The sequence below is a fragment of the Microbacterium sp. MYb45 genome (assembly GCF_002979655.1).
In the GTDB taxonomy this organism is placed as follows: Bacteria; Actinomycetota; Actinomycetes; order Actinomycetales; family Microbacteriaceae; genus Microbacterium.
Window position 1 is genome coordinate 38,988 of the sequence record NZ_PCPG01000014.1, and the last position, 21,227, is coordinate 60,214.

Here is a 21,227-nt window from a genome sequence, read left to right on the forward strand (position 1 = left end):
GAGGCCTAGAGCTTGCGGAGCTTGTCGGGATCCGGTGCCTGCACGGGGTCCCAGCCGCGGCGCACCTGCCGCGCACCGCGCTGGTCGTCACGGGACCGGTACACGATGTAGGGGCGGAACAGGTACCCGACCGGTGCCGAGAACACGTGCACGAGACGCGTGAACGGCCACAGTGCGAAGAGCGCGAAAGCCGTGACGACATGGATCTGGAAGAGCAGCGGCACGTCGGTCATGAGTTCGGGCTGCGGCTGGAAGAAGAGGATCGACCGGATCCACGGCGAGATCGTCTCGCGATAGTGGAAGCCGGAGCCGAACACCTGGAACACCACCGTCGCGAGGGTGCCGAAGCCGAGCGTCGCCCCGAGGAACACGTACATCACCTTGTCCATCGCCGTGGTGGCGAGGAACACGGGCCCGACCGTCCGCCGTCGGTAGATGAGGATCGCCAGGCCGGCGAGCGTCAGGATCGCGGCGATCGTTCCGAGCGACGTCGCGCCGAAGTGGTAGATCTCCTCGGAGATGCCGATCGCGTAGAGCCATTCGCGCGGGACGAGAAGACCGACGACGTGCCCGGCGATGACCATGAGGATGCCCAGGTGGAACATCGGAGATCCCCAGCGGAGAAGCCGGTTCTCGTAGGTCTGGCTCGAACGCGTGGTCCAGCCGAACTTGTCGTACCGGTAGCGCCAGATGTGGCCGACGATGAAGACGGCGATCGCCGCGTACGGGATCGCCACCCAGAGGATGAAGCCGGCCGCGTTCATGACTCTCCTCGCTGCGACACGGGTGCGAAGGGTGCCAGGTTGCCGAGGAAGCTCAACCCGACGGTCTCGGTGGGAGGCCCCTCGCTCACGAGCGCGAGGAATCGTTCCCGGGTGCGGGCGTCGACGGGCGGAAGCGACAGCGTGATCGCACGTACCACGGCGGCCCATTCGCTGCCCATCGCCTCGAGGGCGGCCCGCAGCACCTCGATCCCCTCACGGTGCGAGGCGATGAGTGCCTCCGCGATCGGCGAATCACTCAGGGCCGAGAACTCCAGCACGGCCGGCAGATAGTCCGGCAGCTCCTGCGCGTCGAACTCCCACCCTGCCGCACGATAGGCCTCGAGGAACGTGACGAGCGCTGTCCCTCGTTTACGGGTGTCCCCCGTGGCGTAGTAGCTCAGGTAGAGACTGCATTTGCGCTTGAGGTCGAACGTGACCACGTACCGTCGCTGCCACTCGGTCGTGCCCGCGGCTGTCGCAGCCGCGATGAACCCCGTCAGCGCTTCCGCGATCGCTGTGGGCAGAGCGGCCGCACGCTCCTGCAGGAGCGGGAGCCGGGCGAACCAGGCATCGTCGGGATAGTCGAGCAGCAGCGACGCGATCATGTGCGCGGTCGCACGCCGATCGGCGGAGAGCGCCACCGGGGCGATCTCCGCCGGCAGCTCGCGCCGCGGGGTCACGCGCGGCAGGATCGTGCTCATGACTCGTCCCCTCCGTCGGGATCGCCCTTGCCCGTCGTGCGCACGGGCCCTGTCGACTGCGGAGGGAACAGCCCATCCGTGCCGCCGTTGCCATCCCAGTTGAGGAGGTTCACGCGGCCGGGCGTCGAAGGCCGGTCCGCGCTCTGCCGATCGGCCAGCATGTGGAAGTTCTCCACGGCGACGGGAACGGATTGGCCGCTGGAGAGTCCGAACGGCCCCGCCCCGCCCATGCCGGGCCCGCCGTCGAAGTCGAGCGAGCACGCCATCTCCTCCAGCGAGTGTGCCTGCTCCGCATGGGCCGAGGGGATGACGTAGCGATCCTCGTACTTCGCGATCGCGAGCAGGCGGTACATGGCCTCGACCTCTTCGCCCGTCATCCCGACCGCCTTGGCGATGCGCTCGTCGCGCACATCGTCGATGCTGACCCCGCGCATGTAGGAGCGCATCGCCGCGAGCCGACGGAGCGCATGCTCGACCGGCCCTCTCTCCCCTGCACTGAAGAGCTCGGCGAGGTAGCCGAGCGGGATCCGGAGCTTGTCGATCGCCGCGAACAGCGTGCGCGCGTCTTCACCGTCGTTGCCGGAACCCGAGATCACGTCCACGACGGGCGAGAGCGGCGGGATGTACCAGACCATCGGCATCGTCCGGTACTCGGGGTGCAGCGGCAGCGCCACCTCGTACTCCTGGATCAGCCGCCAGATCGGGCTGCGCTGGGCGGCCTCGATCCAGTCCTCCTGGATGCCGTCCCGTCGCGCCTGCTCGATCACGGCCGGATCGTTCGGATCCAGCAGGATGCTGCGCTGCGCCGCGAGGAGTGCCTTGTCGTCCTCCACACTCGCCGCCTCTGCCACGCGGTCCGCGTCGTAGAGCACGAGCCCGAGATAACGGAGCCGCCCCACGCAGGTCTCGGAGCACACGGTCGGCAGGCCGACCTCGATGCGCGGGTAGCACATCGTGCATTTCTCGGCCTTGCCCGTCTTGTGATTGAAGTAGACCTTCTTGTACGGGCAGCCGGACACGCACATCCGCCATCCGCGGCACTGGTCCTGGTCGACGAGGACGATCCCGTCTTCCGCACGCTTGTACATCGCGCCCGAGGGACAGGAGGCGACGCACGACGGGTTGAGGCAGTGCTCGCAGATGCGCGGCAGGTAGAACATGAACGCCTTCGAGAACTCCGCCTCGACCTGCTCGCTCATCTTCTGGAGGATCGGGTCGTCCTGCATGGTCTCCATCGACCCGCCGAGGTCGTCGTCCCAGTTCGCCGACCACGAGATCTTCATGTTCTCGCCGGTGAGGAGGCTCTTCGGCCGAGCGACCGGCACCTGCGCACCCTTCGGCGCGTTGATGAGCATGTCGTAGTCGTAGGTCCACGGCTCGTAGTAGTCGTGGATCTCGGGCAGCTTCGGGTTGGAGAAGATGCGTGCCAGCTTCGCCAGACGACCGCCGCTGCGCAGCTTGAGGCGCCCCCGCTTCGTGCGCGTCCACCCGCCGCCCCAGCGCTCCTGGTCCTCGTAGCTGCGGGGGTAGCCGACGCCGGGGCGGGTCTCGACGTTGTTGAACCAGACGTATTCCACACCGGTGCGATTGGTCCAGGCCTGCTTGCACGTGACCGAGCAGGTGTGACATCCGATGCACTTGTCGAGGTTCATCACCATCGACATCTGCGCCATGACCTTCATCAGTACTCGACCTCCTGGTCGCGACGACGGATCGTCGTGATCTCATCTCGCTGATTCCCCGTCGGACCGAGGTAGTTGAACGCCCACGCCAACTGCGCGTAGCCCCCGATCAGATGGCTGGGCTTGAGCAGGATGCGCGTGAGGGAGTTGTGGATACCTCCGCGCTGACCGCTCGTCTCGGCGATCGGCACATCCACCGTGCGATCCTTCGCGTGGTACATGTACACCGTGCCCTCCGGCATCCGGTGCGAGACGTTCGCCCGTGCGACGACGACGCCGTTGCGGTTGTACGACTCGATCCAGTCGTTGTCGCGCACGCCGATCTTGTCGGCGTCCTGCGGGCTCATCCAGATGGTGGGACCTCCCCGCGACAGCGACAGCATGAAGAGGTTGTCCTGGTACTCCGAGTGGATGGACCACTTGGAGTGCGGAGTCAGATACCGCACCGCGACCTCAGCCTGGCCCGTCGCACCTCGTTGGGTGCTCCGCCCGGTCGCGCCGACCTTCGGGTCGTCGAACAGCCGGTGCATGTCCAGCGGCGGCCGGAACGTCGGCAGGTTCTCGCCGAGCTCCTCCATCCAGTCGTGGTCGAGATAGAAATGCTGGCGCCCGGTCAGGGTGTGCCACGGCTTCAGATGCTCGACGTTGATCGCGAAGGCCGTGTAGCGCCGCCCGCCATGCTCCGATCCGGACCACTCCGGCGAGGTGATAACGCTCCGCGGCTGCACCTGAACGTCGGCGAACGTGATGCGCTTGCCCTCCTCCTCTTCGGCGAGGAAGGCCATCTGCTGGCCGGTCCGCTTCTCGAGCTCGCGGAACCCCTGTACGGCCAGTCGGCCGTTGCTCGTTCCGGAGAACGCCAGGATCATCTCGCAGACGCGCTTGTCCGTGTCGAGCCGCACGCGCCCGGCCGCCGGCCCGGATGGGAACACCCCGTTGGACTGTGCCAGCGACGCGATCTCCCTGTCGGGTCGATAGGTGATCGCCTTCGTCGTCATGCCCAGCTTCGCGGTGAGCGGTCCGAGCGACTTCCAGCGCGCGGCGAGCGCGGGATAGTCGCGTTCGACGGGGATGAGCTTCGTCATCGTCACGCCCGGCACGAGAGGCGCGTCCTGCGGGACCACGCCGTGCGCGTACGCCATCACGTCGGGGGTGTCGTGCTGCAGCGGGGAGGCCACGATGTCGCGGCGCACACCCAGATGCCCCTCGCAGAGCTCGCTGAATCGCTCGGCGAGCTCGCCGAACAGGTCGTAGTCCGTCTTTGTCTGCCACGGCGGGTTGATGGCCGGGTTGAACGAGTGCAGGAACGGATGCATGTCGGTCGACGACAGGTCGTACTTCTCGTACCAGGTCGCCGCGGGGAAGACGAGGTCGGAGAACAGCGTCGTCGAGGTCATGCGAAAGTCGGCCGTCATGAGCAGATCGAGCTTGCCGACCGGTGCGTCCTCCCGCCACACGATGTCGCGCGGACGAGAGCCTTCCTCCGTCTCGGAAGCGCGGATGGCCGAGTCCGTCCCGAGCAGGTGCTTGAGGAAGTACTCGTTGCCCTTGCCCGACGACCCGAGGATGTTCGCCCGCCACACCGACACGACCCGGGGGAAGTTCTCCGGTGCGTCCGGGTCTTCGACGGCATAGTGCAGTGATCCGTCGTTCAGCGAGTCGACGATGTGCTGCGCGGGCTCCTTGCCCGCGACTTCGGCCTCGTCGCACAGGTCGAGCGGATTCCGGGAGAAGGTCGGGTAGCTCGGCATCCATCCGCGCTTGACCGACTCGACCAGGCAGTCGGCCGTCGTGCGGCCGGCGAAGGCCCCGCGTGCGAGAGGCGACGAGAGCTGATCCGCGGGCAGCCCGTCGTAGCGCCACTGGTCGGTCGCGAGGTACCAGAAGGCCGTGCCGATCATCTGCCGGGGCGGGCGGTTCCAGTCACCGGCGGTCGCATACTGCGAGTACCCGGTGATGGGCCGCACCTTCTCCTGGCCGACGTAGTGCGCCCACCCTCCGCCGTTGACGCCCTGACACCCCGTCATGGTGGTCAGCGCCAGGAACGTGCGGTAGATCGTGTCGGAGTGGAACCAGTGGTTCGTCCCGGCCCCCATCAGGATCATGGATCGACCCCCGGAGCGTTCGGCGTTGTCGGCGAACTCCCGACCGATGCGCGTCGCCTGCTCGGCGGGCACGGCGGTGATCTCTTCCTGCCACGCCGGTGTGCCCGGAGACGTCGGGTCGTCGTAGCCGGTCGGCCATTCTCCGGGGATGCCGTCGCGACCGACACCGTACTGCGCGAGCATGAGGTCGAACACGGTCGTCACGAGCTTGCCTGCGACTTCGCGGGTCGGTACTCCGCGGACGACGACTCCGGAGCCGCCGGCGTGTTCGGCGCCGGCCTCGGGCGGGAGGTCGAAGCGAGGAAGGGCGACCTCGGCGGCCGCTCCATCCCACGACGCGAGGTCGGCGATGGAGAGCGGAGGTTCGACGCCCTCGAGGTCGAGGTTCCACTTCCCCTCGTCCTCGGGCGTGAACCGGTGTCCGAGCGACCCGTTCGGCACGACGGCGTCGCCGTGCTCGTCGAGGAGCACTGTCTTGAAATCCGCGCGAACGGCGGCAGCCTCTGTACCGCCGAGGTCGCTCGCGGTCAGGAACTTTCCGGCGACGAGCTTGTCGCCGTTCCGCTCGAGCGTCACCAGGTACGGAGCATCCGTGAACCGGCGCATGTAGTCCTCGAAGCGTTCGGTGCGCTTCTGCACGAAGTGCTCGGTGAGGATGACGTGCCCCATCGCGAGCGCCAGTGCCGCATCGGTGCCGGGGTGCGGAGCGACCCACTCATCGGCGAACTTGGTGTTGTCGGTGTAGTCGGGCGAGACCGTGACGACCTTCTGGCCGCGGTAGCGGGCCTCGGCCATGAAGTGCGCATCCGGTGTTCGCGTGACCGGCACGTTCGAGCCCCACATGATCAGGTATCCCGCGTTCCACCAGTCGGCGGACTCGGGCACGTCGGTCTGATCGCCGAAGACCTGGGGGCTCGCGACGGGCAGATCCGCGTACCAGTCGTAGAACGAGAGGATCGACCCGCCGAGCAGGTTGAGGAACCGGGCTCCGGCGCCGTGCGACACCATCGACATCGCCGGGATCGGAGAGAAGCCCGCGACGCGGTCGGGGCCGTAGGTCTTGACGGTGTGCACATGGGCCGCCGCCGCGATCTCGAGCGCCTCGTCCCAGGTGGTGCGCACGAGTCCGCCCTTGCCGCGCGCGCTCTTGTACGAGCGCGCGGCTTCGGGGTCTTCGACGATCGACGCCCACGCCGTCACGGGGTCGCCGTGGTGCGCCTTCGCCGCCCGATACAGTTCGGCGAGCGTGTCGCGGATGTAGGGATAGCGCACGCGGGTCGGCGAGTAGGTGTACCAGCTGAAGGCCGCGCCGCGCGGACAGCCCCGCGGCTCGTACTCCGGCGAATCGGGGCCGACCGAGGGGTAGTCGGTCTGCTGCGCCTCCCACGTGATGATGCCGTCTTTGACGTACACCTTCCACGAGCACGACCCGGTGCAGTTGACGCCGTGCGTCGACCGCACCACCTTGTCGTGCGCCCACCGGTCGCGGTAGAACACATCGCCGGAGCGGCCTCCTTCGAGGAAGAGCGATCGAAGGTCTTGTGAGACCTCGCCGCGACGGAGGAACCGCCCCATGCCGAGCAGCGCGTCGGCGAGGGGACCATCGGTGGCCGGATGGATGTCATGCGTGGTCGGTGTCATGGCGCAACTCTCAGATCGTGCGGTCAGCTCTTGGCGGGCGCGCCCGGACGCGCGTAGTAGTACCAGGTCAGCGCCGTGCAGAACAGGCACCAGGCGCCGCAGATCACGAAGAACGCGAACGGGGCGACGGCCGACAACGACATCCCGACGATGAACGGTCCGAACGCCGCCACCGCCGAGGTGAAGCCCACGACGCCGCCCGCCTGGCGCTTCGGGAACAGCATCGGCATCTGCTTGAACGTGCCCGCATTGCCCAGGCCGGCGAAGAAGAAGATCGTGATCATTCCGGCCATGAATCCCCAGAACTCGTTCACGTCCGTCGGCGCGAGGAAGAACAGCGTGATGATCGTCCCGGCCGTCATGCCGATGCCCGAGATGAACGTGAACGGCGCCCCGCCGAACCGGTCGCACAGTGGGCCGGCGACTGCGCGCACGAGGGCGCCGAGTGCCGGACCGATCCACATGTAGGCGAGCGGGTCCGGCGCGTTCTCGAACCCGCCGTAGACGTTGACGATGATGAGTCCCATCTGCGCCGCGAGCCCCGCATAGGCACCGAAGGTCATCATGTAGATCGCGGTCATGATCCACGTGTGCTTAAGGCGGAAGATGTCGAGCTGATCCCGGAAGTTCGCCTGCACCGGAACGCGCCGGAGGAAGACGAAGGCGAGGATGCTCGCCAGCACCGCCCAGGGGATCAGGACGAGGCCGCCGTTGTGCAGCCACATGTTCGCACCGCCGTCGACCGTGGACTGCGGGTCGAGGAACCAGGTGCCCAGGAGCCCGAAACCGATCACCCACGGAACCAGCACCTGGACGACGCCGATGCCGAAGTTGCCGATGCCTGCCTGGAGCCCGAGCGCCGTGCCCTGCATCCGCTTCGGGAAGAAGTAGCTGGTCGACGGCATGTAGCCCGAGAAGACGCCGCCGCCGATCCCCGCCGCGAAGGCGAGCGCCAGGAGCACTGCATAGGGCGTCGACGTGTCGCGCACCGCGAGCGTCCACCCGAGCATGGGGAGGGCGAGCAAAAGCGAGCTCCATCCCACCAGCGCCCTGGTGCCCACGATGGGCGGGAGGAACATGAAGGCGAAGCGGAGGAGACCGCCGGCCAGACCGGGGATCGCCGCCAGCCAGTAGAGCTGCCCCTGGTCGAGGTCGAAGCCGATGGCGTTCAGCCGTGGGGCGATCGCGCTGACCAGGTACCAGGTCGCGAAGCCGAGCAGCAGCGAGTAGGTCGTGATCCAGAGCGTGCGCCAGGCGAGGGATCTGTCCCACGTGGCATCGTCTTCCGGATTCCAGTTGGACAGGTCCTTGGCGAGTGCTTCCCCGGATTTCACGTGCACGATCCCTTCAGAAGACGCAATGTAACGTGTTACATCCAGTATCGTCCGCAGTGTCGTCGTGAAGTGCACTCCGAACCGTGTTTAATCGACGCCCGCAGCAGATCTCCCGCGGTGACTCGTTCCCGGCTCGGGCCGGTCCGCCGCGGCAGTGCGCCCAGTATCCACCTGGCACTGCCGCTCGACAAGGGGTTCTGCGTCGACCCCGGAACTGCGCCTCGGCTCAGCGCGTGCGCCCACCCTCGAGCCGCACGACGCGATCGACCGTGCCTGCGGGCGGTGCCACGTGCGAGATCAACAGCACCGACTGCTCCCCCGCCGCCTCGAGCAGGTCGCGCAGCAGCGCGTCGGACGCGTCGGGGTCGACTCCCGCCGTGGGCTCGTCCAGCACCAGCACGGGGAACCCACGCAGCAGGGCGCGGGCGAGCGCGAGGCGCTGCGCCTGACCACCCGACACGAGCACGCCACGGTCGCCGACCCTCGCGTCGAGGCCACCACGCTCCCGGGCCCACTCCCCGAGGCCGACCCGGTCGAGCACGGCATACAGTTCGTCGTCGGTCGCCGTGTCGCGCGCGAAGAGCAGGTTCTGGCGGATGTCCTCATCGAACAGCTGGGGGCTCTGCTCGCAGAGGCCGATGGCCCGACGCAGCGCCGGTCCGGACATCTCCGCCGCGTCCTGCCCGTCGATCAGGTACTCGCCCTGCACGCGGAGGAAGCCGACGAGCGCAGCCGCCAGCGAGCTCTTCCCCGCCCCGCTCGGCCCTGCCACCAGCACCCGCTCCCCTGGCCGCAGATCGAGGTCGACCCCCGTGAGCGCAGGAGCACCGCCGGGCCAGTTCGCGCGAACGCCACGCATCCGGATCGTCGGCGTACCGTCAAACTCGACGTCGTCGCCCGCGTCTGGGCGGAGCTCGTCGGGCATCCGCTCCGGCAACGTGTCGACGATGCGCTCCGCGCTCGAACGGACGCTCCGCCATGACGCCGCGGCCACCGGCACCGCGCCGAAGATCTCGAACACCACCATCGGCACCAGGACTGCGACGGCCAGCCACGGCCCGTCGATGGAACCGTCGACGAGTCCGGGCGCGGCAGCGGCGAGCGCCCACACGGATGCCGCGCCGGCGACCGCAGAGACGACGCCCGCGGCGATGGCCTGCGCGAATGAGGCGCGGTCGACGACGCGTCGCAGGGCGGAATCCGCCGCCGCGATCCGCTCGCGCGCCTGCGCCTCGGCACCGTAGGCCAGGAGCACGTCGAGGCTGCCGAAGTAGTCGACCAGCGCGGCCGAGAGCTCGGCCCGTCGCACGGACACGAGCGCTTCGGCACGCGAGCCGAACACCCAGCCGAGTCCGATCGCCGCGGCCGCAGCGGCCAACAGGCACACCGCCAGCGTGAGGGCGGCCGGCGGCGAGACGAATGCGATGAAGCCCACGGCCCCGACCGCCACGACCGCGGCGACCCCGAGCGGCTGCACCACACGCAGCGGCAGGTTCTGCAGGTTCTCGACGTCGTCCACCAGGGCGGTGAGCATCTGTCCGCGATCCGTCGCACCGAGACCGGCCGGAGAGAGCGGTGTCAGTCTCCGCACCATGTCGGCCCGCGTCGAGGCGAGCTGTCGCAGCGCAGCATCGTGGCCGCTCAGCCGCTCGAGATAGCGGGTGACGGCGCGGGACACCGCGAAGAACCGCACGCCGACGACCGCGATCGACAGCGGGACGAGCGAGTCGACGATGGACGCGCTCACGATCAGCCAGCCGCTGACCGCCAGCAGGCTCACGGCGGCGGCGGCCGACAACACGCCCCAGACGAGGCCGGGGACGAAGCGTCCGATCGGCGGCTGCGCGAGCTGCAGGACACCGCGGATCCGTTCGCGACGTGTCGACCCGCTCATGCGTTCACCCCCAGCGTCACGATGTGATCGGCGATGTCCCGCGCGGTCCGACGGTGCGACACCAGGAGGATGCTCGCCCCGGCATCCGCTCGTGCGCGCAGCGAACGCCAGAGCCGGTCCTCGGTGTCGGGGTCGAGAGCACTCGAGGGCTCGTCGAGCGCGAGCATCCGGCACGGGTCGGACGCCTGACGGTACAGCGCTCTGGCGACAGCGACGCGCTGCGCCTGACCGCCCGACAGACCGCTGCCCTGCACGCCGAGTTCGAGGGCGGGGTCGATGCCCTCCGCACAGGCGTCGTCGAGCGCCACTCGGATGCGGTCGGCATCCGGTTCCGGATCGCCGAGTGCGACGTTCGCCGCCACCGTCCCCCGCATCAGCCCCGGAGTCTGCCCGGCCCAGGCGAGCCAGGCCGCCGGGGAGAGCCCACGGAGGTCGTGCCCGGCGAAGGTGGCCATCCCGTCGAAGTCGGCCGCGCCCCGGAGTGCCGCGAGCAGGGAGGACTTGCCCGCGCCGCTCGGCCCCTCGATCAGCGTGATCGTTCCGGGCTCGGCGGTGAACGACACGGGAGGCAGGTCCCGCACGCGCAGCCCTTCGACCACGAGGGCTCCCGCATCCGCCGGTCCCGCCGGCCCCACCGGTCCCGCCGGTCCCGCCGGTCCCACTTGCAGGATCGATTCACGGATGCCGGACGATTCGCCGGCGATTCCTCCTGCATCCGTGGAACCGTCCTGCATCTGTACCCGGGCCCGCGCCGCGTCGAGCACCTCGAACACGTCTTCGGTCGCCGCGACCCCCTCGGCGGCCGCGTGGAACTGCACCCCCACCTGTCGGATCGGCAGGAACGCCTCGGGTGCGAGCAGCAGCACGAACAGCCCGACCTCGAGTGTCAGGTCGCCCGACAGCAGCCGGAACCCGACCGACACCGCGATCAGTGCGACCGCGAGCGAGGCCAGCAGCTCCATCGCGAAGCCGGACAGGAACGAGAACCGCAGCACCTTCATGGTCTCGCGGCGATACTCGTCGGCGGTGACCTCGATGCGGTCGGCAGCGCGCCGATCACGCCCGAACAGCCGCAGCGTCGACAGCCCCTGCACCGTGTCGGCGAAGCGGGCGGCGAGGCGCTGCAGCGTCTGCCACTGCCGCGTCTGCACGGTGCGGGTCGCCATCCCGATGAGGATCAGGAACAGCGGGATCAGCGGCAGGGTGATGATCGCGGTGAGCCCGCTCGGCCAGTCCTTCCACCACATCACGGCCACCACCACCGGCGTCGCGATCACGGTCAGCACGAGCTGCGGGATGTAGCGGGCGAAGTACGCGTCGAGCGCTTCCAGTCCGTGTCCCGCGGTCACGGCGAGCTCGGTCTGGTTCCGCTGCGCGAGCCACCCCGGTCCCAATCGACCGACTGCGGAGATCAGGGCCGAGCGCAGCTGCATCCCGGTCTTCGCGGCGGCCCGGGTGCCCGCGGCATCCGAGGCGGCGATCAGCAGCCCGCGCAGCAGCGCCGTGAGCAGCAACCAGATCAGGGATGCCGAGACGTCACGCCCCGCGATCGCCCCGGTGACGGCATCCGTCAGCAGCCAGGCGAAGACGATAACGACCGCCGTCTGGACGACGCCGATCAACGCGGATGCCGCGAGGAACCCCCTCGCGGCACCCGCGTAGCGCAGCAGTCTCGGATCGACGGGTTTCACGCGTGCGCCGGAGCCCCCTCGATGGACTTCCGGGTGACGCGCTTACGGAACACCCAGTAGGTCCACGCCTGGTACGCGAGCACGAGCGGCATCGCGATCAGGGCGGTCCAGCTCATGATCTGCAGCGTATACGGGGTGCTGGATGCGTTGGCGATCGTGAGGCTGTAGGCCGGGTCGATCGTCGACGGCATCACGAACGGGAACAGGGCGGCGAACAGCATCACCACGGCGAACAGCACCGTGAGCATGCCGGAGAAGAACGCCCAGCCGTCGCGCCGAACGAGCGAGAGCCCGACAGCTGCGATGAGACTGACCGCCGCGAGCGCACCGGCACCGATGACGAGCCAGAGTAGCGGAGCCTCGCGCCCCATCGCGATCGCGACCGTCCAGATCACCGTTGCGGCCGCCACGAGGATGGTCGGGATGGCCGCCCTCTTCGCCAGGCGCCGCGCATCCTCGTGCACCTGACCGTCGGTCTTGAGCGCGACGAAAAGCACGCCGTGCAGGAAGAACAGCAGCAGCGTGGTGACGCCGACCAGCAGGGCATACGGGTTCAGCAGCGCGAAGAAGCCGCCGACGTAGATGTGGTTCTCGTCGATCGCGACGCCCTGCACGATGTTGCCGAAGGCGACGCCCCACAGCAGCGCCGGCACGACCGAGCCGATCACGATCATCCGGTCGAAGCCGGCCTTCCACTTCGCGCTGTCGCGCTGGTGCCGGTACTCGAACGAGACGCCGCGCAGGATCAGCGCGAGCAGGATCAGCAGCAGCGGCAGGTAGAACCCGCTGAACAGCGTCGCGTACCACTCGGGGAACGACGCGAACAGCACGGCGCCGGCGACGATGACCCAGGTCTCGTTGAGATCCCAGACCGGACCGATCGTGTTGATGACCTGACGGCGCGAGACGTCGTCCTTGCCGAGGAACGGCAGCGACATGCCGACTCCGAAGTCGAACCCGTCGAGCACGAAGTAGCCCACGAAGAAGAAGGCGACGATGAAGAACCAGAGTGTTGCGAGATCCATGATGCTCCTCCCTCTCAGTAGACGACCGACGGCAGCTGGGCCGTCTCCTCGTGCGGTTGCTCGTCGGTGTCCGGTCCCTTCTGCGCGGCCCGGATGATGAGGCGGATCTCGACGACGGCGAGCGCCGCGTAGATCGCCGTGAACGAGATCAGCGAGATCAGCACCTCGAGGCCGCTGACTCCCGGCGAGACACCGTCCTGGGTGGTCATCAACCCGAACACGATCCAGGGCTGTCTGCCCATCTCGGTGAAGACCCAGCCCATGATGTTGGCGGCGAGCGCGAGCGGGAACGACCAGATCGCGAGCTTCCACATCCACTGCGCCGGGGGCTTCTTGGCGCCCTTGCGGGTCAGCCAGAGGCCGGCGACGGCGACGAGTGCGGCCGCGATGCCCAGGCCGATCATCCAGCGGAACGCCCAGTACGTGATCCACAGGACCGGGGCGAAGTCCTCGAGCCCCGTCGCGGCGTACGTCTGGGCGTACTCGGCGTTCAGGTCGTTGATGCCGTGCACGCACGCGTCGAGCGTGTGCGTCGACAGCAGCGACAGCAGGTACGGCACCCGGATCGAGAACAGCTCGGAGCTGCCGTCCGGCGTGCCCAGGGTGAAGAGGCTGAAGGAGGCATCCGGTCCGCAGACCGTGTTGAACGTCGCCTCCGCTGCCGCCATCTTCATCGGCTGCGCGGCGTACATCGCGAGTCCGAGCTGGTCTCCTGTGAGCACGACCCCGGCGGTCGAGACGATCATCGCCCACAGCCCGAACTTGAGCGAGATGCGCATGGTGTCGAAGTGCTGGCCGCGCGAGAGATGCCAGGCCGACACCGAGATGACGACACCGGCGGCGAACATGAACGCGCCGAAGATCGTGTGCGGGAACGCGGCGAGCGCGACGGGGTTGGTCAGCAGGGCCCAGAAGTCGGTCAACTCGGCACGGTTGGTCGCCTCGTTGAAGGTGTAGCCGACCGGGTTCTGCATGAACGCGTTGGCCGCGATGATGAAGTACGCCGAGAGGATGCTGCCGATCGAGACGCACCAGATCGTGGCGAGGTGGAGTTTCTGCGGGAGCTTGTCCCAGCCGAAGATCCACAGTCCGATGAACGTCGCCTCGAAGAAGAACGCGAGGAGCCCCTCGAAGGCGAGCGGGGCGCCGAACACGTCGCCGACGAAGCGGGAGTAGTCCGACCAGTTCATGCCGAACTGGAACTCCTGCACGATGCCGGTGACGACGCCCATGGCGAAGTTGATCAGGAAGATCTTGCCGAAGAAGCGGGTCAGGTGCAGGTACTGGACCTTGCCGGTGCGCACCCACGCGGTCTGGAAGATCGCGGCCACCAGGGCCATGCCGATCGTCAGCGGAACGAAGAGGTAGTGGTAGACGGTCGTCAGCCCGAATTGCCATCGGGCGAGAGCGAGCGGATCAAGCCATTCCATGCGCTACTCCTGTTCTGTGAGGCCGTTGCCCCGCGCCGTGACGCCGCAGCGTCGTTCCCTCAGCCATCCGCGCCGTGGCGTCGCGCAGCTGGACGGTGCAATCCGATGCGAGGACCGCGTCGCGGACGCACTCGGCTTCGAGTGGTCCGCCGGCCTCGTTCAGCACGCTCTGCATGAGCTCGAGATGCACGCGGCACAGCATCGGACGGTCCTCCGACCGACTGGCCGCATGCGGGCACGGGCTGAGGTCGACCGAGAGGCTGCCGTCGTCGACGACCGGCTCGAAGCCGCTCTCCTCCAGGTGCTCCACCAGCGCGTCGAGCTGATACGTGGCCTCACGGCCGAGGTCGGACGCCGCGTCGGGAATCATGCTGCGCATCAGGTCCCCGCGGCGTGCGGCCGCCTTCGCCTTGTCGCGCGCCACCGGGCTGGATGCCCCCGGCGCGCCTGTGGCGGCCCGGTAGAGGGTGCGCGGTCGCCCCCGCGTCGTGCGGTGCTCGACGGTCGGGATGACGTGGCCGCCTTCGATCAGGCGCTGCAGGTGCTCGCGGACCGTGTTGGGATGCAGACCCGTGGCCTCGCACAGCTCCGCGATCGTCAGTTCGGCGCGCGCCCTCGTGCTTCCCGCCTCGAAGAGCAGGTGCAGGATCTGCACCCGGGAGTAGCTCGTATATCGGCCCGCAAACGGACCCGCCGTTGGCCATGGTCCCAGTATCCCGTGATACCGGGACTTTGCACCGGTGTCCGGCCGTGAATAAACACCTGGTCGATAGGGATGTCCGATCCCGGCGATAGCCTGGCAGCATGGCCACCCGAAAACCCGCTCCTCCAGCCTACGTCTGCACGGAATGCGGGTGGACCACCGCCAAGTGGGTCGGCCGCTGCGGCGAATGCCAGCAGTGGGGCACGGTTCAGGAGCAGGCAGCGCAGACCGGCATCCTCCGACGCGTCGGCCCCGTCGCTCCGACGGCGGATCGCGCGGCACGACCGATCACGCAGATCACGACGCAGGATGCTCCGCGGCGCTCGAGCGGCGTCGGGGAGTTCGACCGGGTGCTCGGCGGCGGCATCGTGCCCGGAGCCGCGATCCTGCTCAGCGGCGAGCCGGGCGTCGGCAAATCGACGCTATTGCTCGAGGTCGCGGCCCAGGCGGCTCGCGGCGGTCGCCGTGTCCTGTACGCGAGTGCCGAGGAGTCACCGGGCCAGGTGCGCCTTCGCGCCGAACGTACCGGCGCCCTGCACGACGAGCTGTACCTGGCGAGCGAGACCGACCTGGCGACCATCCTCGGCCACATCGACGAGGTCAAGCCGCAGCTCGTGATCGTCGACTCGGTGCAGACCGTCTCGTCGTCGCTGATCGACGGTGCCGCCGGGCAGCCGAGCCAGGTGCGCGAGGTCGCGGCGACCCTGATCCGCATCGCGAAGGACCGCGATCTGCCGATCATCATCGTGGGCCACGTGACGAAAGACGGCCAGGTCGCGGGGCCCCGTGTGCTCGAGCACCTGGTCGACGTTGTGTGCCATTTCGAGGGCGACCGGCAGACCTCGCTGCGCTTCATCCGCGCGCTCAAGAACCGCTTCGGTCCGACCGACGAGGTCGGCTGCTTCGAGATGACGGGTGACGGAATCGCCGAAGTCCCCGATCCTTCTGGGCTCTTCCTCTCGCAGGGTGCCACCGAGCCGGGAACCTGCGTCGCGATCTCCCTCGAGGGGCGCCGCGCGCTGCCCGTCGAGGTGCAAGCACTCACGGTGCCCAGCAACGCTCCGAATCCCCGCCGCATCGTGCACGGGGTCGACTCGTCGCGCGTGGCGATGGTGCTGGCGATCCTCGAACGGCGCGCGAACATCAAGACGAGCACGCTCGACGTCTACGTGTCGACCGTGGGCGGCGTGCGCTTCACCGAACCGGCCGCCGACCTCGCCATCGCCATCGCCGTGGCCGGCTCCATCCAGCAGTTCTCGGTGCCGCGCACGGTCGCCGCCGTCGGCGAGCTCAGCCTCGCGGGTGAGATCCGTCCGGTCACCCAAGCGGCGCAACGTCGATCCGAGGCCGCCCGTCTCGGTTACGAGCAGGTCGTCGACGACCGATCGAAGACCCTCCGCGCCGCGCTCGGCGATGTCCGCGCCCGCAACACGTCACGCCGTTCCGATCGCGACGTTCCGCCGTTCTGATCGACCCCGGCGGGTCGCTACAGCCCCCGAGGGCCTCGGCTCTCAGGCGTCGAGCGCCTTGAGCAGCTCGACCGGGTCCGCCTGCATCGGATGCGGGCCCGCGATGTCGAGGAACACGGTCGTGATCGGATGCGCCGCCAGGAAGCTCCGGAGCCAGTCTGACGTGTAGATGCCCACGCCGGGCGGGAGGTTGGCGGGCTTGTTCTTCGCGTCACTGAACAACAGCAGCGCGAGGTCACCGGTGTTCGCGTCACGGTAGGTCCATACCTCTCCGCTGTCGAGCGGATTGTCGCGGGCTCCCGGCTTGATCAGCGGCACGACCGTGGTGCCGTTACGGAGGGCGAGGGCGACCGCTGCGACGTCCTGCTTCTCGAGCGCCAGGGCCAGAGCCTCCGAACGGAAGTCCTCGGGGGCGGGCTTCTTCTTCCCGGGTTTCGCCTTCTTCGCTGCCATGCATCCAGCTTATGCAGAATCGACAGCGGAGATGTAAGGGGCCCTCTCGAGTCCTCCATTGGGGACTGGGGTACTCGAGAGGGCCCTCGGACTCTCGGTGCGGCGATGTCGAAGCGCTGGGGACGCTGTAGTTCGACGCCACTGGGGATGGCATGTTGCCGCATGATGCGGAGAGTCACCTCAATGGTATCCCAAAGATCCGCGCCTGTCTGCCTCAGACAGCCGAGGATGCCAAGGTCGCGCCTTTCCGCATGGGAAGCCGCTCAACGCGACGCATTTCGAAGGCGCTGCGGCGCGATCACTTCGAAGTGCGAACAGCGAACTCGAACGACGGGTCAGTACAGGAGGATCTGCGTGGTCGTGAGGCTCGTGAACCCGCCGATGGAAACCTCGACGTGGTACGAGGCTCCCCCGCCGGGAGCGCGCTGACGGTTCTCCTGGTCGCAGGTCTCGACGCTCGAGCGGGTGCGATCCCAGGTCACCGGGTCTTTGCTGGTGACGGTCGTGCCGGCGGTGAGCGTCGCGATCATGCTGCTCGGGTTCTCCTGGCAGTCCGTCGACCGCCACCAGACGTCGGCGCCGCTGGAGATCGTGAAGACCTGCGTCGTCGAGCCGACATCGAGCGTGCAGTCCTTCGTGCCCTTGTTGGTCAAGGAGATGGAGAGCTTCGGCAGGACACCCGCGGCATAGGTCTCCGCGTCCGTGACCGCCGAGACCTCGACGTCTTTCGCCTCGCAGGCGACGATCGCCGGCGTCTGCTCGGACGAAGGGCTCGGCGACGGCGACTCGGCGTCGGTCGTCGGGGTCGTGGTGGGCGTCTCCGACGACGAGGATGTCGGCTTCGGAGAGGCATCCGCGGCTGCCCAGGGCTTCGCGATCAGGAGCCAGATCCCGATGCCGATCGCGGCGACGAGCAGGATGAGCCCGATCACCACGACCAGTCGCCGACGACGATAGACGGCAGCGGAAGGACGGGGCATGGTTCCAGGTTAAGCGATCCCGCCCGTGCAGCCTGGGAGGCCGCGGCGGTGGTCTGCCGTGGGCCCTCAGAGCACCTTGAGCATGCGCGTGTTGCCGAGCGTGTTCGGCTTGACGTGCGCGAGATCGAGGAACTCCTCGACACCCGCGTCACCGCTGCGCAGCAGCTGGGAGTACACGTCGGGGTCGACGACCTGCTCGCCGATGGGAGTGAAGCCGCGGCGGCTGAAGAACTCGACCTCGAACGTGAGGCAGAACAGGCGCGACAGCCCGAGCGTGCGCGCGTTCTCCTCGAGACGATCGACGATGGCCCGGCCGACCCCGTGGTGCAGCCAGTCATCCTGCACGAGCAGGGTGCGCACCTCGCCGAGGTCTTCCCAGAACACGTGCAGCGCGCCGCAGCCGATCAGCACACCGTCGGCTTCGGCGACCACGAACTCCTGCACCGCGCCGTAGAGCACCGCCAGATCCTTGCCGAGCAGGATGCGCTGCTCCACGAGGGGCTGCAGCAGGTTGCGGATGCCGACGATGTCGGCGCTGCGGGCCGGTCGGACGATGTACTCACTCACGGGACAAGCCTAGAACCCACGACCCGTCGCCGCCTGTGCCGGACACAGGAAAGGGGCGGATGCCGCAGCATCCGCCCCTTTCGCGATTCAGCCTTCGTGATTCAGCCGGAGGTCACTCCCCGCTGGCGACCGCCAGGTCGGGGGTGCCGGCGATCGCGCCGCCGCCGGTGTTGGCACCGACCGCGACCTTCTCGCCGCGCGGGCCGTGCTCGAACAGGAACTCCCCGTCCTTCGCGTCGACCTTGACGTGGTCACCCGAGTTGAGCTCACCGTGCAGGATCTTCTCCGACAGACGGTCCTCGACCTCGTGCTGCATCGCGCGACGCAGCGGTCGGGCGCCGAGCGCCGGGTCGAAGCCGATCTCGATGAGACGCTCCTTGGCGGCCTGCGACAGCTCGATCGTCATGTCGCGGTCCAGCAGACGCTCGCCGAGGCGCTTGGCGAACAGATCGACGATCTGCACCAGCTCGGTCTTGGACAGCTGCGGGAACACGATGATGTCGTCGACACGGTTGAGGAACTCGGGCTTGAAGTGCCGCTTGAGCTCTTCGTTCACCTTGCCCTTCATCCGGTCGTAACTGGTCGAGTCGTTGCCCTCGATCTGGAAGCCGACGGGACCGCCCGCGATGTCACGTGCACCGAGGTTGGTGGTCATGATGATGACCGTGTTCTTGAAGTCCACGATCCGACCCTGGCCGTCGGTGAGCCGACCCTCTTCGAGGATCTGCAGCAGCGAGTTGAAGATGTCGGGGTGGGCCTTCTCGATCTCGTCGAAGAGCACCACGCTGAACGGCTTGCGGCGCACCTTCTCGGTGAGCTGGCCACCCTCTTCGAATCCGACGAATCCGGGAGGGGCACCGAACAGACGCGAGACCGTGTGCTTCTCACCGAACTCGCTCATGTCGAGCGAGATGAGAGCCGCCTCGTCGTCGAACAGGAACTCGGCGAGCGCCTTGGCGAGCTCGGTCTTTCCGACACCCGTGGGGCCGGCGAAGATGAACGAGCCCGAGGGACGCTTCGGGTCCTTGAGACCGGCACGCTGACGACGGATGGTCTTGGAGAGGGCGGCGATCGCCTCTTCCTGACCGACGACGCGCTGGTGCAGGGCCTTCTCCATGAAGACGAGTCGGCTGGACTCCTCTTCCGTGAGCTTGAACACGGGGATGCCGGTGGCCTGTGCGAGCACCTCGGCGATCAGACCCTCGTCGACGACCGCGGAGGTCGCGACGTCGCCCGCACGCCACTGCTTCTCGAGACGCAGACGCTCGGCGAGGAGGCTCTTCTCCTCATCGCGGAGGGATGCGGCCTTCTCGAAGTCCTGCTCCTCGGAGGCGACTTCCTTCTGCTCGCGCACCGTGGCGATCTTCTCGTCGAACTCACGCAGCTCGGGCGGGCTCGACAGGATCGACAGACGCAGGCGTGCGCCGGCCTCGTCGATCAGGTCGATCGCCTTGTCCGGAAGGAACCGGTCGGAGACGTAGCGGTCGGCGAGGTTCGCCGCGGCCACGATCGCACCGTCGGTGATCTGCACCTTGTGGTGCGCCTCGTAGCGGTCGCGCAGCCCCTTGAGGATGTTGATGGTGTGCGGCAGCGTCGGCTCGTTGACCTGCACCGGCTGGAAGCGGCGCTCGAGCGCCGCATCCTTCTCGAAGTGCTTGCGGTACTCGTCGAGCGTCGTGGCACCGATGGTCTGGAGCTCACCACGAGCGAGGAGCGGCTTCAGGATGCTGGCCGCGTCGATCGCACCCTCGGCGGCACCCGCACCCACGAGGGTGTGGATCTCGTCGATGAAGACGATGATGTCGCCGCGCGTGCGGATCTCCTTGGTGACCTTCTTCAGGCGCTCCTCGAAGTCACCGCGGTAGCGGGAACCGGCGATGAGAGAGCCGAGGTCGAGCGAGTAGAGCTGCTTGTCCTTCAGCGTCTCGGGAACATCGCCCTTGACGATCGCCTGGGCCAGACCTTCGACGACGGCGGTCTTGCCGACGCCGGGCTCGCCGATCAGGACGGGGTTGTTCTTGGAACGGCGGGAGAGGATCTGCATGACCCGCTCCGCCTCCTTCTCGCGCCCGATGACCGGGTCGAGCTTGTTGTCGCGCGCGGCCTGGGTGAGGTTGCGACCGAACTGGTCGAGCACCGCGGAACCACCCTGGGTGCCGGCAGGCGAGTCGTTGGTCTGCGCGCCGACGGATGCCGGCTCGCGGCCAGGGGCTCCGGAGAGCAGCTGGATGACCTGCTGGCGGACCTTGTTGAGGTCGGCGCCGAGCTTGACGAGCACCTGAGCGGCGACGCCCTCGCCCTCACGGATAAGGCCGAGCAGGATGTGCTCGGTGCCGATGTAGTTGTGGCCGAGCTGCAGGGCCTCGCGGAGGCTGAGCTCGAGCACCTTCTTGGCGCGCGGCGTGAACGGGATGTGCCCGGTCGGCTGCTGCTGACCCTGGCCGATGATGTCCTGCACCTGCTCGCGCACGGCGTCGAGGGAGATGCCGAGGCTCTCGAGGGCCTTGGCGGCGACGCCTTCACCCTCGTGGATGAGGCCGAGCAGGATGTGCTCGGTCCCGATGTAGTTGTGGTTGAGCATCTTCGCCTCTTCTTGGGCGAGGACGACCACTCGACGGGCTCGGTCCGTAAATCTCTCGAACATGCTGTGACTCCTTATTCGCACGGGGCGAAGACGCGTGAAGCGCTTGTACATCGAGAGTAACCACCACATCGGGCACGTATGCCCGTGTTCGCCGTGGGCATACCGGGGCTTGACCGTGTTATCGACAGTCGTTATGTTAACGAC

The 21,227-nt window shown here is 68.0% G+C and carries 15 protein-coding genes; 1 reads left to right on the forward strand and 14 read right to left on the reverse strand.

Going from position 1 to position 21,227, the window contains the following annotated elements:
- Window positions 1-5: 5 nt before the first annotated feature.
- From narI to CQ034_RS16600, 10 genes are all read right to left on the reverse strand, one after another.
- Window positions 6-764, reverse strand: coding sequence for a respiratory nitrate reductase subunit gamma (gene narI, locus CQ034_RS16555; RefSeq protein ID WP_105711926.1), 759 nt, complete (start codon window positions 762-764; stop codon window positions 6-8).
- Complete coding sequence (gene narJ, locus CQ034_RS16560) at window positions 761-1,465, reverse strand: nitrate reductase molybdenum cofactor assembly chaperone (protein WP_029262432.1); 705 nt, start codon at window positions 1,463-1,465, stop codon at window positions 761-763. Before narJ ends, narI begins: the two co-directional genes overlap by 4 nt.
- Window positions 1,462-3,147: a nitrate reductase subunit beta gene (narH, locus tag CQ034_RS16565; RefSeq protein WP_029262433.1), complete on the reverse strand. Its 1,686-nt coding sequence runs from the start codon at window positions 3,145-3,147 to the stop codon at window positions 1,462-1,464. Before narH ends, narJ begins: the two co-directional genes overlap by 4 nt.
- Window positions 3,147-6,893, reverse strand: a complete 3,747-nt coding sequence (locus CQ034_RS16570) for a nitrate reductase subunit alpha (protein WP_105711927.1) — start codon at window positions 6,891-6,893, stop codon at window positions 3,147-3,149. Before CQ034_RS16570 ends, narH begins: the two co-directional genes overlap by 1 nt.
- 23 nt (window positions 6,894-6,916) lie before the next feature.
- The gene (locus tag CQ034_RS16575) at window positions 6,917-8,227 is read right to left on the reverse strand and encodes an MFS transporter (protein WP_105711968.1); all 1,311 of its coding nucleotides are present in this window, start codon (window positions 8,225-8,227) and stop codon (window positions 6,917-6,919) included.
- A 226-nt stretch (window positions 8,228-8,453) separates the two neighbouring features.
- Window positions 8,454-10,121: a thiol reductant ABC exporter subunit CydC gene (cydC, locus tag CQ034_RS16580; protein WP_105711928.1), complete on the reverse strand. Its 1,668-nt coding sequence runs from the start codon at window positions 10,119-10,121 to the stop codon at window positions 8,454-8,456.
- On the reverse strand, window positions 10,118-11,812 hold the full coding sequence (gene cydD / locus CQ034_RS16585) for a thiol reductant ABC exporter subunit CydD (RefSeq protein WP_105711929.1): 1,695 nt from the start codon (window positions 11,810-11,812) through the stop codon (window positions 10,118-10,120). The genes cydC and cydD overlap by 4 nt, the downstream gene beginning before the upstream one ends.
- Entirely contained in the window at window positions 11,809-12,837 is a 1,029-nt protein-coding gene (gene cydB, locus CQ034_RS16590) for a cytochrome d ubiquinol oxidase subunit II (RefSeq protein ID WP_029262438.1), read from the reverse strand. The genes cydD and cydB overlap by 4 nt, the downstream gene beginning before the upstream one ends.
- A 14-nt stretch (window positions 12,838-12,851) precedes the next feature.
- Window positions 12,852-14,267, reverse strand: a complete 1,416-nt coding sequence (locus tag CQ034_RS16595; RefSeq protein WP_029262439.1) for a cytochrome ubiquinol oxidase subunit I — start codon at window positions 14,265-14,267, stop codon at window positions 12,852-12,854.
- Complete coding sequence (locus tag CQ034_RS16600; RefSeq protein WP_105711930.1) at window positions 14,254-14,922, reverse strand: helix-turn-helix domain-containing protein; 669 nt, start codon at window positions 14,920-14,922, stop codon at window positions 14,254-14,256. The genes CQ034_RS16595 and CQ034_RS16600 overlap by 14 nt, the downstream gene beginning before the upstream one ends.
- A 149-nt stretch (window positions 14,923-15,071) precedes the next feature.
- Here CQ034_RS16600 and radA point away from each other — a divergent pair, with 149 nt between their 5' ends.
- Window positions 15,072-16,439 (forward strand): DNA repair protein RadA, encoded by a 1,368-nt coding sequence (gene radA / locus CQ034_RS16605; protein ID WP_105711931.1) that lies wholly within the window; start codon window positions 15,072-15,074, stop codon window positions 16,437-16,439.
- Window positions 16,440-16,481: 42 nt separating this feature from the next.
- Here radA and CQ034_RS16610 read toward each other — a convergent pair whose 3' ends face one another.
- The 4 genes from CQ034_RS16610 to CQ034_RS16625 all read right to left on the reverse strand — a co-directional run bounded on the left by CQ034_RS16610 (window position 16,482) and on the right by CQ034_RS16625 (window position 21,083).
- On the reverse strand, window positions 16,482-16,892 hold the full coding sequence (locus CQ034_RS16610; RefSeq protein ID WP_029262442.1) for a hypothetical protein: 411 nt from the start codon (window positions 16,890-16,892) through the stop codon (window positions 16,482-16,484).
- 335 nt (window positions 16,893-17,227) lie between these two features.
- On the reverse strand, window positions 17,228-17,872 hold the full coding sequence (locus CQ034_RS16615; protein ID WP_105711932.1) for a hypothetical protein: 645 nt from the start codon (window positions 17,870-17,872) through the stop codon (window positions 17,228-17,230).
- Between the two features lie 66 nt (window positions 17,873-17,938).
- Window positions 17,939-18,439, reverse strand: a complete 501-nt coding sequence (locus tag CQ034_RS16620; protein ID WP_029262444.1) for an amino-acid N-acetyltransferase — start codon at window positions 18,437-18,439, stop codon at window positions 17,939-17,941.
- A gap of 112 nt (window positions 18,440-18,551) precedes the next feature.
- The gene (locus CQ034_RS16625) at window positions 18,552-21,083 is read right to left on the reverse strand and encodes an ATP-dependent Clp protease ATP-binding subunit (protein WP_029262445.1); all 2,532 of its coding nucleotides are present in this window, start codon (window positions 21,081-21,083) and stop codon (window positions 18,552-18,554) included.
- Between the last annotated feature and the right edge of the window lie 144 nt (window positions 21,084-21,227).

What these genes read in the sequence shown, in the direction of transcription:
- CQ034_RS16610 (WP_029262442.1), bottom strand. Translation starts at nt 16,892, where the DNA reads ATGGCAGCGAAGAAGGCGAAACCCGGGAAGAAGAAGCCCGCCCCCGAG.
- narH (WP_029262433.1), bottom strand. Translation starts at nt 3,147, where the DNA reads ATGAAGGTCATGGCGCAGATGTCGATGGTGATGAACCTCGACAAGTGC.
- radA (WP_105711931.1), top strand. Translation starts at nt 15,072, where the DNA reads ATGGCCACCCGAAAACCCGCTCCTCCAGCCTACGTCTGCACGGAATGC.
- CQ034_RS16595 (WP_029262439.1), bottom strand. Translation starts at nt 14,267, where the DNA reads ATGGAATGGCTTGATCCGCTCGCTCTCGCCCGATGGCAATTCGGGCTG.
- CQ034_RS16570 (WP_105711927.1), bottom strand. Translation starts at nt 6,893, where the DNA reads ATGACACCGACCACGCATGACATCCATCCGGCCACCGATGGTCCCCTC.
- CQ034_RS16625 (WP_029262445.1), bottom strand. Translation starts at nt 21,083, where the DNA reads ATGTTCGAGAGATTTACGGACCGAGCCCGTCGAGTGGTCGTCCTCGCC.
- CQ034_RS16615 (WP_105711932.1), bottom strand. Translation starts at nt 17,872, where the DNA reads ATGCCCCGTCCTTCCGCTGCCGTCTATCGTCGTCGGCGACTGGTCGTG.
- cydB (WP_029262438.1), bottom strand. Translation starts at nt 12,837, where the DNA reads ATGGATCTCGCAACACTCTGGTTCTTCATCGTCGCCTTCTTCTTCGTG.
- cydC (WP_105711928.1), bottom strand. Translation starts at nt 10,121, where the DNA reads ATGAGCGGGTCGACACGTCGCGAACGGATCCGCGGTGTCCTGCAGCTC.
- narI (WP_105711926.1), bottom strand. Translation starts at nt 764, where the DNA reads ATGAACGCGGCCGGCTTCATCCTCTGGGTGGCGATCCCGTACGCGGCG.
- narJ (WP_029262432.1), bottom strand. Translation starts at nt 1,465, where the DNA reads ATGAGCACGATCCTGCCGCGCGTGACCCCGCGGCGCGAGCTGCCGGCG.